Origin of the sequence: Paucisalibacillus globulus DSM 18846, from assembly GCF_000482485.1 — a bacterium.
Taxonomy (GTDB): Bacteria; Bacillota; Bacilli; order Bacillales; family Amphibacillaceae; genus Ornithinibacillus; species Ornithinibacillus globulus.
Genome location: NZ_AXVK01000020.1, coordinates 116,085 through 129,829, shown reverse-complemented (window position 1 = coordinate 129,829; position 13,745 = coordinate 116,085). Strand labels below are relative to the sequence as shown.

Here is a 13,745-nt window from a genome sequence, read left to right as displayed (position 1 = left end):
ATGAAAAATAGATTTGATAGGTATTTTTAATAGGAATTCTTCATAACTTTTATTAAATGGACAAGTGAATGGAGGATTCCAATGAATAAACGTACTCTTGCAATGGAACATATCAAAACGCACGCAACAATTTATGTCTTTATGCTTATACTATTTCTCACAGGGGTAGCATTCGGCGCAATTGTTGTAAATAGTATGGGAACGATACAAAAACAAGATCTTTTCTTTAATTTAGAACGATTTTTCGGTTATATTACGACAGATAATACAATTGATAAAAATGAAATACTGAAAGAAAGCTTTTTATACCATGCTAAATATTTACTACTATTATTTATATTAGGTTTATCAGTAATTGGTCTACCAGTTGTTTGGGTATTAATTTTCTTAAAAGGGTTAGTGGTCGGATTTTCGGTTGGTTTTATTGTAAGTCAATTAGGGATTCAAGGGTTTCTACTTGCAACATTTTCGATTGCACCTCAAAATATAATTGTTATCCCAATATATATATTAGCGGGTAGTCTTTCGATGATATTTACCCTTGGTTTGTTAAATAAATTATTTATAAGAAAAGCATCCTTTTCTCAGCCAGTCTTACAACCATTTGTAAAATACGTGTCGATTTTTGTTATTATGCTTTTACTTTCCATTGTACCAGCACTGATTGAGGCATATATTGCAAATGAGGCAATGGTTTCTTTTATTAAATCACTGTATAGTGACGGGAAGTCTATTTAATTGTTTCAGTTGGAGTTGCACTTTATACTTTGACACTCCTTAATCATGTGCATATAATAAAGATGGGATATGAGGGAGGAGATCGCCGTGGAACATCGTATTGATCGTATAAAGAAACAACTTCATGCACAAAGCTATAAGCTAACTCCACAACGAGAAGCAACTGTACGTGTTTTACTTGAACGTGAAGCTGACCATTTAAGTGCGGAAGACATATTTTTATTAGTAAAAGATAAAGCACCTGAGATTGGTCTTGCAACCGTGTATCGTACATTAGAATTATTATCCGAACTAAAAATAATCGATAAAATTAATTTTGGCGATGGCGTCTCCAGATACGATCTACGAAAAGAAGGTGCCGAACATTTTCACCATCATCTAGTTTGTATTGAGTGTGGGTCCGTTGAAGAGATTATGGATGATTTGTTAGGTGATGTTGAAAAAATAGTGGAAAGTGAATGGGGTTTTAAAGTACAGGACCATCGATTAACTTTCCATGGATTATGTAAAACTTGTCAAAAAGCTACAGTTGAATCTACTACGTAACTAAAATGCCTTTTCAATAATGAGAAGGCATTATTATATTTTTCATTGTTAAACTTTTAGTGTAGAATAAGGGTACGTTCACTATGATAAATAAATAGGACTAGTTTTCTAGTTAATATGTATAAAGTGAATCTTTTTTGGCATATCTTTTAATATTAGTACTTTATTAAAGGAGAAATGCCATATGAAAAGGATGGTATGGGATACTGTAAAAGTTTTTGTTATATTTGTTACTTGTACATGCTTATTTTACTTTGGTCTTCAAGTAATGCATTCCGAGTACGAACAGTTCCATCGCTATGATTCACCGAACGGTCCAGCTGTAAAGGTATTCAATAGTGAACAAAGCTTTATTGAGCGTCTAAATATCTTTTTTCGATTAGGGGAGTAGAGAATGTTAAATCATGCTTACAATGATTTTTTTCATTATCTGCAAGTTGAGCGGGGATTATCTGATAACACACTAATGTCCTATAAAAGAGATTTAAATAGATATACAGAAAAAATGAAAGCTGACCAGCATGTATCTTGGAACGAGATTAATAGGGCAGATATTGTAAGTTTCTTATATCAATTAAGAGATGAAGGGAAATCCGCAGCAACAATCGCACGTACAATCTCTTCTATTCGGCAGTTTCATCACTTTTTATTACGTGAGGAAATTGTTCATCATGATGCAACATTACATATTGAAACACCAAAGAAAGAAAAAAAACTTCCAAATATTTTATCTATTAACGAAGTGGACAAGCTTTTGAATATTAACAGTAACTCGCCATTGGATATTCGGAACAAAGCGATGCTTGAACTTATGTATGCAACTGGACTTCGCGTAAGTGAGCTAGTGTCCTTGAAAACAGATGATTTACATCTAACAATGGGATTTATACGTTGTTTTGGTAAAGGATCGAGAGAAAGAATCGTTCCTCTTGGGGACGTAGCTGAACAAGCAGTTGAAAATTATTTGCAAAATTCCCGCCAAAATCTATTAAAAAAGAACAGAGATGAGAAAGTATTATTTTTGAATCAACACGGGAGACCAATGACTAGACAAGGATTCTGGAAGATTCTCAAGAAGCTAACAGTTGAAGCGGATATAGCAAAAGATATTACACCGCATACATTAAGACATTCCTTTGCGACTCATTTGTTAGAAAATGGTGCAGATTTACGTGCTGTTCAAGAAATGCTAGGTCATTCAGATATTTCTACGACTCAAATCTATACACATGTTACAAAAACAAGATTAAAAGATATGTATAAATCTTTTCATCCTCGTGCATAGATTTTCTTTTTGTGTAGGTTGTCTGACATCCTACAACCTGTTATTTGAAACATATAATTATAAAAATAAGACACCATAAGATTTAGGAGGTAGATCAGATGAGAAAATTCAACCGTGTATTTTTAATCGTTATGGATTCCGTTGGTATTGGTGAGGCTCCTGATGCTGAACAATTCAATGATAAAGGAGCAGATACACTAGGGCATATCGCGGAACATATGAATGGTTTACATATGCCTAATATGGGTAAATTAGGTTTAAGTAATATTAGAGAAATTAAAGGAATCGAAAAAGCAGAGAAACCAAAAGCGCATTATACGAAAATGCAGGAAGCTTCCAACGGAAAAGATACGATGACTGGCCATTGGGAAATAATGGGTCTTCATATCGAACAGCCTTTTCAAACTTTTCCAGATGGCTTTCCTAAAGAATTGATAGATGAAATAGAGAGTAGAACTGGAAGGAAGATTATTGGGAATAAACCTGCTTCCGGTACAGCTATTTTGGACGAGCTTGGAAAGGAGCATATGGAGAGCGGGTCATTAATCGTTTATACATCTGCGGACTCTGTACTACAAATAGCAGCACATGAAGAAATAATTCCGATTGAAGAACAATATCGTATTTGTGAAATTGCTAGAGAGCTTACATTAGATGAAAAGTATATGGTAGGTAGAGTTATCGCTCGCCCTTTTGTTGGGAAGCCAGGTGCTTTTGAACGTACCGCTAACCGCCACGATTATGCCTTGAAACCTTTTGGCAAAACAGTTATGAATACGTTAAAAGATAATAACTATGATGTTATTGCAATTGGAAAAATATCGGATATATATGATGGTGAAGGGGTAACCAAATCACTTCGTACAAAAGATAATGACGATGGAATGACTAAAATAGTGGAAACGTTAACTATGGATTTTACAGGAATAAGTTTTTTAAATCTAGTGGATTTTGATGCGAAATATGGTCATAGACGTGATCCGCACGGGTATGGTGAAGCTTTAGAGGCGTATGATGAAAGACTTTCTGAGGTAATTAATAAGATGAAGAATGATGATTTATTAATTATTACTGCCGATCATGGAAATGATCCTGTACATCATGGAACAGATCATACACGTGAATATGTACCGTTGCTTGTTTATCATAATGGAATTGAAGTAGGAAAGGAATTGCCATTAAGAAGAACCTTTGCTGATATTGGTGCTACTGTGGCAGATAACTTTAATGTGCAACTTCCTGAACATGGAAAAAGCTTTTTAAATGAAATTTAATTGGGAGAGAACTATATGGATTTTTCAACTATTCAAGAAGCTAGTCAATTTATTGAAAGTAAATTAACAACTAAGCCAGAGCTTGGCTTAGTTCTTGGGTCTGGTTTGGGGATTTTAGCTGAGGAAATCGAAAACCCAGTAGTAATTCCTTATAATCAAATCCCGTATTTTCCAGAATCAACAGTTTCTGGTCATAAGGGTCAATTAGTAATTGGTATGTTAGAAGGGAAGCAGGTACTTGCTATGCAAGGTCGTTTCCATTTTTATGAAGGCTATACGATGCAACAAGTTACTTTTCCAATTAGGGTTATGAAAGAACTTGGAATTGGGTCTATAATTGTAACAAATGCTGCCGGTGGTATCAATGAAAGCTTTCAACCGGGAGATTTGATGCTCATAACGGATCATATTAATAATATGGGAACAAGCCCATTAATTGGACCAAACGATGAACAGCTAGGTGCACGCTTTCCAGATATGTCATCTGCTTACGACAAAGAGTATGCAGAGATAGCTCGTAAAGCTGCAGAAAAACTAGGCTTAAAAATTCAATCCGGTGTTTATGTCGGAAACACCGGTCCGGCTTATGAAACACCTGCTGAAATTCGTATGTTACGAACTTTAGGCGGTGATGCGGTTGGGATGTCTACTGTTCCGGAAGTGATGATTGCAAATCATGCAAACATGAGAGTGCTTGGAATTTCTTGTATTTCAAACATGGCTGCAGGAATTTTAGATCAACCATTAACACATGATGAGGTTATTGAAACTACTGATAAAGTAAAACACGACTTTCTAAAATTTGTTAAGAAAATAATTCATACTCTATCTTTGAATTAAGGGGAGGTATTTAAATCTATGCGCATGTATGACATCATTGAAAAAAAACGTGATGGAAAAGAATTAACAGAAGAAGAAATCTATTTTTTTATAAATGGTTATACAAATGGTGATATTCCTGATTATCAAGTTAGTGCATTAATGATGGCTATTTATTTTCAAGATATGACAGAAATAGAAAGAGCAACACTTACGAAAGCTATGGTAGAATCCGGTGATCAGATTGATCTTACAGCCATCTCTGGTATAAAAGTTGATAAGCATTCTACTGGTGGTGTTGGAGATACGACAACTTTAGTATTAGCACCGCTAGTAGCTTCTGTTGGGGCACCGGTTGCAAAAATGAGTGGACGAGGTTTAGGACATACAGGTGGAACAATTGATAAGTTGGAATCCGTACCTGGTTTTCATACAGAAATTACAAATGAAGAATTTATTGATCTTGTAAATAAAAATAAAGTATCTGTAATTGGTCAAACCGGTAATTTAACACCTGCAGATAAAAAGTTGTATAGTCTTCGAGATGTAACAGCAACTGTAAACTCCATACCATTAATAGCGAGCTCTATTATGAGTAAAAAAATAGCGTCTGGTGCTGATGCAATAGTGTTAGATGTGAAAACTGGTGCAGGAGCATTTATGAAAGAAATTGACGATGCAAAAGAACTAGCACATGCAATGGTTTCTATTGGAAAACAAGTTGGTAGAAATACGATGGCTGTTATTTCTGATATGAGTCAGCCATTAGGGTTTGCAATTGGAAATGCATTAGAGATAAAGGAAGCTATTGATACCTTACAGGGCAAAGGTCCAGAAGATTTAACAGAACTATGTCTAGTTCTTGGTAGTCAGATGGTAGTCTTAGCTGAGAAGGCATCTAGTATTGAAGAAGCTAGAAAAATGCTTGAAGAGAATCTTTCAAACGGAAAAGCGCTAGCTCATTTTAAAACATTCCTAGCTTCACAAGGTGGAGACGCATCAGTGATTGATAATCCAGATCACCTACCAAAAGCTAAATACCAAGTAGAGGTTAAAGCAAAGAAATCTGGAGCGATAAAAACAATTATTGCCGATCAAATAGGAACTGCTGCAATGATGTTAGGAGCAGGAAGAGCTACTAAAGAATCAGTGATTGACCTAGCAGCAGGACTTGTACTTCATAAAAAAGTTGGGGACTCCGTTTCAGAAGGTGAATCTCTTTTAACATTGCATAGTAATACGGAAGAAGTTAGTTCGGTAATAGAAATAATTGAAAAGAGTATTTTAATTTCTGATGGTGAAGTTGAATCACCTGTATTAATTTACGGAACGATAACAGAATAACAGTTTCACCTATAAAAAACTAGGCAATTCAGTGAGAGCCTAGTTTTTTATATTTAAAATCCTATAAGGAACAATCACAATTTATTTGTATTAGATTATATTTTACAAGAGTGTTATAAGTTTGTTTCATTTTGGAAAAACTAGAAATATATTGATTGCTGGAGGTTAACCAAGATGAAAAAATATATCCTAATGATTATGACACTTGTAATAACACTTTCTTTATTTTCCATACAAGTAATGGCTGAAGAAGGAGATGCAACACAGAAAAAATCGTTGGATTTAGCACCTGAAGCAAAATCTGGCATTTTAATTGAGCGTGACACAGGTAAAATTATGTATGAGAAACAAGCTAATGAAAAATTACCACCTGCTAGTATGACTAAAATTATGACCCTACTTCTAATCATGGAAGAGTTAGAAAAGGGTTCTCTAAAAAAGGATGAAGTTGTTCGCATAAGTGAAAATGCCGCTTCGATGGGTGGATCACAAATATTTTTAGAAGCTGGAGAAGAAATGACAGTTAATGATCTTTTGAAGGGAGTTTCTATTGCTTCAGCTAATGATGCAAGTGTTGCACTCGCCGAAAGAATTGCAGGAAGTGAAGATGAGTTTGTCAATCGGATGAATGACAAGGTGAAAGAATTAGGATTAAAAGACACACATTTTCAGAATACTACCGGATTACCTGCTGAAAATCATTATAGTACTGCACATGACATGGCAATGATGGCAAAGGAACTATTAAGTCATGAGTCCATCACAGAATATACTTCTGTTTATGAAGATTATTTACGTCAAGGTACAGAGGATGAGTTTTGGCTTGTTAATACGAATAAATTGGTTCGGTTCTATCCAGGTGTAGATGGATTAAAAACAGGATTTACAAATGAAGCAAAATACTGTTTAACAGCAACAGCCAAAAAGAATGATATGCGAGTTATTGCAGTAGTTTTGGGAGTAGATACTCCGAAAGAACGTAATGCAGCAGTTTCAAATATGTTAGATTATGCTTTTAATACGTACGAATCGAAAAAGTTATTTGATAAAGGGCAAGTCATTACAAAACTTGATCTACTAAAATCAGAGGAAAATAATGTAAATGTTGTTGCTTCTGAATCAATTAGCACCCTTTATAAAAAGGGGGAATCGATAGAGAACTTAAAAACCTCTGTTGATTTAGCCAATGTTGAATTACCACTAAAAAAAGGTGATCAAGTAGGCACTTTAGTTGTTAAAAATGGAGATACTTTAGTTTCTAAAACGCCATTAGTGGTTGAAGTTGATATAGATAAAGCATCACTATTTACATTATTCAAACGATCAATACAGAAGTTGTCAAAAAATAACTAAATAACTCTAATTTTATCGGATTACTTCTACTTTTGTCTTAAGGCAGGAATTAGCACCTTTCATCTTGAATTTATACATACAAAGGTATGTAAGGAGGACTATTGAATGGGGCTTAATTTTGCTTTTGAAGTAAAGGAAGAAGTACTAATTGTTCGCTTATCTGGTGAATTGGATCATCATGAAGCTGAAAGTTTACGTGATGAATGGAAGGATATGTTATACCATAACTCAGTTAAACATGTCATATTAAATCTTGAACAGGTAAGTTTTATGGATAGTTCTGGTTTAGGAGTAATCCTAGGCAGATATAAAGAAGTTCTCCAATTAGGAGGTCAAATGGTTGTATGTTCCATACCACCATCAATCAAACGTTTGTTTGAAATGTCTGGTATGTTTAAAATTATTCGTCTTGAGGAGAATGAAGAGTTTGCATTAGAGACTTTGGGGGTGGCTTCATGAAAAATGAAATGCATGTTGAGTTTGCTAGTGTCAGTCAAAATGAATCATTTGCCCGTGTAACAGTAGCAGCTTTTGTTGCACAACTAGACCCAACAATGGAAGAATTAACGGAAATAAAAACAGTTGTTTCTGAAGCAGTTACGAACGCGATTATCCATGGCTACAATAACGAGCCAGACCATAAAGTGGCAATTACTTGTAAGTTAGATGATGAAGGTGAAATCGAGTTAACTATCCGTGATTATGGAATAGGTATCAATGATGTCGAAGAAGCTAGGCAACCTTTATTTACCTCAAAGCCTGAATTAGAACGTTCTGGGATGGGTTTTACAATTATCGAAAATTTCATGGATGCTGTGGAAGTTATTTCCCAACAGGGAGAAGGAACAACAGTTTATATGAGAAAACAGTTAACCAAAAGTAAAACGGTTTATAATTAGGATGTATGCCTATGGATGTTAATGTAAAAAACACTAAAAAAAATGAAGCATTAACGGATGACCAGGTAAAGGAATATATCCTAAAAAGTCAGCAAGGTGATAAAGATGCTAGGGACTTTTTGGTGGAAAAAAATATTCGGTTAGTTTGGTCTGTTGTTCAACGATTCATGAATAGAGGATATGATCCGGACGATTTATTTCAAATCGGGAGTATCGGTTTGATAAAATCGATTGATAAGTTTGATCTATCTTATGATGTTCGATTTTCGACATATGCTGTCCCAATGATTATTGGTGAGATTCAACGGTTTCTTCGTGATGATGGAAGTGTAAAGGTAAGTCGTTCATTAAAAGAAATCGGAAATAAAATTCGTAAGAAAAAAGATGAACTTACGAAGCAATTAGGAAGATCACCATCAATAAATGAGATTGCTGACGCATTGGAGATTTCTCCTGAGGATGTTGTCCATGCCCAAGAAGCAGCTAAAACGCCACATTCCATCCATGAAACAGTATTTGAGAATGATGGCGATCCAATTACTCTATTAGATCAAATTGCTGACCAAGATTCTAATTGGTTTGATAAATTATCTCTAGAAGAAGCCATTAGAGGTTTAAATAAACGGGAACGATTAATCCTGTTTTTGCGATATTATAAAGATAAAACACAATCAGAAGTAGCAGAGAGACTAGGCATTTCACAAGTACAAGTCTCCAGGTTAGAAAAAAAGATACTTTTTGATATGAAAAACAAAATGAATCCTTAAGAAGGTTGTTTAGGGGACTTTCCCCTTGGCAACCTTCTTTTTGTATTGAGACTTTTCTTAAAGTTAGTTGCATTTGATGGAAAGTGTGAAGTAACTACTAATCATTTTTCAGCTGAAATTTCCCTATAAAAATACAGATTTTCGCTGTCGAGGTCTAAAGGCGTGCAAGACCATGCAACTAAATCAGGAAAACATGATCCCTCTTATACTGAGCATGAGACCAATTCAGGAAAACATGGGCCCTTGCAGCCAGAACATGCGACCGATTCGGGAAATATGGGCCCTCATAGATAGAACATGCGACCGATTCAGGAAAACATGGGCCGGATTTAAGAAATCGTAGTCCTTGTCACTGCGCACTTTATACATATTGTTCATTAGATATAATGTTTGGGGATAACAACAATTCATAAAATAATATATTTTTATATTGCTACTTTAGAAAACCATAATTATTATAGTACGATTTTTCCTCATAATATTTCCTTTTAGACTAATAATAACAAGTACTGAAATTGCTTTTTTCTGAGGTGAAGTATTTTGGAAGGAATTGTTTATTTACGGCTGAAAAGGAAACTGGAAGTAAAGAATTTAACGGAAATTAAATTAAAGGATATTGCGTTTCTTTCTTCCCATTCTAAAGATGTAGTAGCCGAATTAGAAAAAATTAAGTTATATCGTATTACCGAAAAGGATAAAGAATTGGTTATTTTGGATAGTTTTTTAATCATAAAACATTTAACACAAAACTATCCTAATATTGAAATACAATTGGTTGGACCAGAACAAACTATAGTTAATATAGTAAAAAATAAAAAACCACCGAACATATTGATCATAGCCTTTGTATGGATTCTTTTATTTATTGGTACAGCCATGACAATCGTGAACTTTCATTATGATGTTAGCATGCAGGAGGTACAACAAAAACTACATTATCTTTTAACTGGTGAAGAAAATGAGTACCCTTTATGGATTCAAATTCCATATTCATTTGGTTTGGGTATAGGGATGATATTGTTTTTTAATCATTGGTTTAATAAGCGTTTTAATGAAGAGCCAAGCCCCTTAGAAGTTGAACTCTATAATTATCAAAAGTCATTAGATGATTATGTGAGCTATCATGAGAATAAGCTAAATGATCCTAAATATCCTCATTAATTTATTAGAGGTCATTATTGGCTTTTCAGGAGGGCTTGCAGTAGGTAGTGGATTTGTTGCTTTTCTCACTGTATTGGGGATTATACCTAGGCTAATTCAGTTAAGTAGGACCTCCCATTTGTTAAAAGTATATACAGCATGTGTTGTACTTGGCTCCATTGTTGGTACATTTTTCTCTTTTTCAAATGTTACATGGTCTCATCCTGTGATACTTCTAGCACTTTGGGGTATTTTTCATGGAATCTTTAATGGTATGCTTGCTGCTGCTTTAACAGAAGTGTTAAATGTATTTCCATTAATATCGAAACGAATTGGCTTGGAAGCAAAAATAATTACATTGATAATGGCTGTTGTTTTTGGGAAAATAGTTGGCTCCTTATTTCAGTGGCTCATATTAGTAAAATAAGCAGAATGGAGGATTAAGTTTGACTCAACATCCTGTATCAGCAAAAATAAAAGAAAACGCTGCTTACTTAAAAGAAAGAATAGGTGTAGATGTCTCTTTTGATGTAGGCTTTCGTGAAATTACACTTTTAAAGACAGAGATACAACTTTATTATGTAACCGGATTAATAGATAGTTTAATTATCCAGGATATTATCCAAGAATTAGTAAATCTAAACGAAAAAGAGAGACAAACAAATAAAGTTGCAGAAATAATTAAAAATAGGATTCTACATCAGCAGGTGTCAACCATTAAAACAATGGATGAAGCTGTTGATCAAATGCTATCAGGTTTAATTGTTATTTTTATTGATGGAGAACGATTTGGGTATACGGTTGATGTCAGGAATTATCCTGGAAGAACCCCACAAGAACCCGATACGGAAAGAGTAATTCGTGGATCCAGAGATGGATTTACAGAAAATATCATTGAAAACACTAGCTTGACTAGAAGAAGAATACGTGATGCGCGTCTAAGAAACGAAATGCTTAAGGTTGGAGAGAGATCAAAGTCCGACGTTTGTATAAGTTATATTAAAGATATAGCAGATGATGGATTAGTTGGATTACTCAAAGAAAAAATTAGAGACATAAGTGTTGATGGTAATACAATGGCAGAAAAACCAATAGAAGAATTTCTTGTGGAAAGAAAATGGAATCCGTTTCCGTTGGTGCGATTTACGGAAAGACCAGATGTTGCAGCGAACCATCTGTTAGAAGGGCACGTTCTGATAATCGTTGACACGTCACCAAGTGTGATGATTGTCCCTACCACTTATTTTCACCATACTCAGCATGCTGAGGAGTATCGTCAAGCACCACTAATCGGTACGCTAATTAGATGGATTCGATTTTTAGCTATTCTATTGTCTCTATTTTTATTACCAACCTGGTTGTTATTTGTTATGGATCCAACTTTATTACCGAAGGAGCTTTCATTCATTGGACCAAATGAGGAAGGAAATATCCCGATCGTCTTTCAATTACTACTAGGAGTAGTAGGGATGGAATTCTTAAGAATGGCTGCCATTCATACACCTACAGCATTATCTACTGCAATGGGATTAATTGCAGCAGTATTAATCGGTCAAATTGCAATTGATGTTGGATTACTCAGCCCTGAAGTTATTCTATACACGGCAATTAGTGCAATTGGAACATATGTAACCCCAAGCTATGAACTCAGTGTGGCAAACAAAGTTGCTAGTGTTGTATTACTAATTTCGACTGCACTTTTCGGTATAATTGGATATATAATCAGTAGCTTGATGTTAATTATATTCCTAATTAATCTAAAGTCATTTAGAACACCGTATTTTTGGCCCTTTATTCCGTTTAATGCAAAAGCCATGTTAAGGACAATCATTCGTATACCGACACCTTTTGTCAATACAAGACCATCTATCGTTCACCCGAAAAATGTGTATAGTCAGTCTAAGATTCGAAAGTCTTAACCATAAAATCCCTTCAATGTAAGGGATTTTATTCTTTTGTTTTCGGGGTGTTTATGATACCTTACTTAATAAGTATCCATAATGAGAAGCACTAGAATCTATACTAAGTTATTCGTTAACTAGATTATACTGCCAGTAAACTTGCGATATTTTGAAAGGATAGGTGAGGGAAAATGTCATTGGAACAATATCCATTTCAAATAAATAATAAAGGTCATTTGGAAATAGGTGGAATGGACACCGTAGAACTTTCCAAAAAGTATGGTACACCACTTTATGTTTATGATGTATCGGTTATACGTAATCGCTGCAGAGCCTTTGTAGATACCTTTAAAAAATTAGGTGTTCGTGCACAGGTTGCCTATGCCAGTAAAGCCTTCTCTTCAATTGCGATTCTACAGGTAGTGAAACAAGAAGGTTTATCTGTTGATGTTGTATCAGAAGGGGAATTATACACTGCTCTTAAAGCGGGAATTGATCCAGCAAAGATACATATGCATGGGAACAACAAAAATACACAAGAATTAGTGATGGCGATTGAAAATAATATCGGTTGTATTGTTGTTGACAACTTTTATGAGATCGAGTTATTAACATCATTATTAAAACAGCATAATAAAAAAATGGATGTCATTATCCGAGTTACTCCAGGTATTAAATCGGATACCCACCAATATATCATGACAGGTAACGAAGATTCTAAGTTCGGATTTGATTTGAATAATGGACAAGCAGAAGAGGCTTTCAATAAATTACGTGATAATAAGTACATAAACTTTAAAGGATTACACTGTCATATTGGGTCGCAAATATTTGAGACAGATCGTTTTGTTACCGCAACTAATATATTGTTTGGAACATTATTAGATTGGAAATTAAGGTATGGCTATGTCCCAGAAGTATTAAATTTAGGTGGAGGATTTGGCATTCGTTATACAGAAGATGACCGACCAATTCCGCTACAAAATTATGTTGAGAGATTAGTAGAAACAGTGCGTGAACAAAGTAGAAAACTTGATATTCCAATACCAGAAATTTGGATAGAACCAGGTCGTTCTATTGTTGGTGATGCTGGGTTAACATTGTATACGATTGGATCACAAAAACATATTCCAGGAGTTAGGGATTATATTTCTGTAGATGGCGGGATGACAGATAATATTCGACCTGCTCTTTATCAAGCGAAGTATCATGGGTTACTTGCCAATAGAGCTGCGGAAAAGAGTGATACAGTAGTTTCTGTTGCTGGGAAATGCTGTGAATCAGGTGACATGCTAATTTGGGACCTACCAATTCCTCGTGTGAAAAGTGGGGACATATTAGTTATTTTATCGACAGGAGCATACGGTTACTCCATGGCAAGTAACTATAATCGCATTCAAAAAGCTGCAGTAGTTTTCGTGGAAAATGGGCAAGACAAACTAGTAATCAAACGTGAAACCTATCAGGACGTTCTAAGCCATGACCTCTCATATGAGTAGATTACATGGATTGGTATTGGAACGTACCAAAAAAAATTAGTTGTTCTGGGTAGGTTAGTTAGATATGTCGCACCTGTACTTGAAAGTGAGGTATATTTTGGTCTTGAGTGTTAAAAGTGAGTTGGGTATTTTTATTTCTAATTAAAAGCACACAAACTTTAAATTAATGTTCAAAAGTGT

15 protein-coding genes are annotated in these 13,745 nt (G+C 34.8%); all 15 read left to right on the top strand.

Features of this window, described 5'->3' with window-relative positions; all coding sequences use genetic code 11:
- The first annotated feature begins 81 nt into the window (after window positions 1-81).
- The 15 genes from spoIIM to lysA all read left to right on the top strand — a co-directional run bounded on the left by spoIIM (window position 82) and on the right by lysA (window position 13,565).
- Window positions 82-738: a stage II sporulation protein M gene (spoIIM, locus tag K332_RS0105785; protein ID WP_026906614.1), complete on the top strand. Its 657-nt coding sequence runs from the start codon at window positions 82-84 to the stop codon at window positions 736-738.
- Between the two features lie 87 nt (window positions 739-825).
- Window positions 826-1,284: a ferric iron uptake transcriptional regulator gene (gene fur / locus K332_RS0105780; protein WP_026906613.1), complete on the top strand. Its 459-nt coding sequence runs from the start codon at window positions 826-828 to the stop codon at window positions 1,282-1,284.
- A 184-nt stretch (window positions 1,285-1,468) separates the two neighbouring features.
- Window positions 1,469-1,675 carry a YqzK family protein gene (locus K332_RS0105775; RefSeq protein ID WP_026906612.1) on the top strand — a complete coding sequence of 69 codons (207 nt, stop codon included), beginning with the start codon at window positions 1,469-1,471 and terminating at the stop codon, window positions 1,673-1,675.
- A 3-nt stretch (window positions 1,676-1,678) separates the two neighbouring features.
- On the top strand, window positions 1,679-2,569 hold the full coding sequence (gene xerD / locus K332_RS0105770) for a site-specific tyrosine recombinase XerD (protein ID WP_026906611.1): 891 nt from the start codon (window positions 1,679-1,681) through the stop codon (window positions 2,567-2,569).
- A gap of 98 nt (window positions 2,570-2,667) precedes the next feature.
- Window positions 2,668-3,843, top strand: a complete 1,176-nt coding sequence (deoB, locus tag K332_RS0105765; protein ID WP_026906610.1) for a phosphopentomutase — start codon at window positions 2,668-2,670, stop codon at window positions 3,841-3,843.
- Window positions 3,844-3,858: 15 nt separating this feature from the next.
- Window positions 3,859-4,683, top strand: a complete 825-nt coding sequence (locus K332_RS0105760; RefSeq protein WP_026906609.1) for a purine-nucleoside phosphorylase — start codon at window positions 3,859-3,861, stop codon at window positions 4,681-4,683.
- Between the two features lie 18 nt (window positions 4,684-4,701).
- A complete protein-coding gene (locus tag K332_RS0105755) occupies window positions 4,702-6,006 on the top strand; it encodes a pyrimidine-nucleoside phosphorylase (protein ID WP_026906608.1) in 1,305 nt (434 codons plus the stop codon).
- 174 nt (window positions 6,007-6,180) lie between these two features.
- Entirely contained in the window at window positions 6,181-7,359 is a 1,179-nt protein-coding gene (locus K332_RS0105750; RefSeq protein WP_026906607.1) for a D-alanyl-D-alanine carboxypeptidase family protein, read from the top strand.
- A 105-nt stretch (window positions 7,360-7,464) separates the two neighbouring features.
- On the top strand, window positions 7,465-7,818 hold the full coding sequence (gene spoIIAA, locus K332_RS0105745; RefSeq protein ID WP_026906606.1) for an anti-sigma F factor antagonist: 354 nt from the start codon (window positions 7,465-7,467) through the stop codon (window positions 7,816-7,818).
- Window positions 7,815-8,258, top strand: a complete 444-nt coding sequence (gene spoIIAB, locus K332_RS0105740) for an anti-sigma F factor (RefSeq protein ID WP_026906605.1) — start codon at window positions 7,815-7,817, stop codon at window positions 8,256-8,258. The genes spoIIAA and spoIIAB overlap by 4 nt, the downstream gene beginning before the upstream one ends.
- Before the next feature lie 11 nt (window positions 8,259-8,269).
- Entirely contained in the window at window positions 8,270-9,025 is a 756-nt protein-coding gene (gene sigF / locus K332_RS0105735; protein ID WP_026906604.1) for an RNA polymerase sporulation sigma factor SigF, read from the top strand.
- A 540-nt stretch (window positions 9,026-9,565) separates the two neighbouring features.
- A complete protein-coding gene (locus K332_RS0105730) occupies window positions 9,566-10,186 on the top strand; it encodes a stage V sporulation protein AA (RefSeq protein WP_026906603.1) in 621 nt (206 codons plus the stop codon).
- Window positions 10,164-10,592, top strand: a complete 429-nt coding sequence (locus K332_RS0105725) for a stage V sporulation protein AB (RefSeq protein WP_026906602.1) — start codon at window positions 10,164-10,166, stop codon at window positions 10,590-10,592. The genes K332_RS0105730 and K332_RS0105725 overlap by 23 nt, the downstream gene beginning before the upstream one ends.
- A gap of 19 nt (window positions 10,593-10,611) precedes the next feature.
- Window positions 10,612-12,084: a spore germination protein gene (locus K332_RS0105720; RefSeq protein ID WP_026906601.1), complete on the top strand. Its 1,473-nt coding sequence runs from the start codon at window positions 10,612-10,614 to the stop codon at window positions 12,082-12,084.
- Between the two features lie 173 nt (window positions 12,085-12,257).
- Window positions 12,258-13,565: a diaminopimelate decarboxylase gene (gene lysA / locus K332_RS0105715; protein ID WP_026906600.1), complete on the top strand. Its 1,308-nt coding sequence runs from the start codon at window positions 12,258-12,260 to the stop codon at window positions 13,563-13,565.
- The last annotated feature ends 180 nt before the right edge of the window (window positions 13,566-13,745 follow it).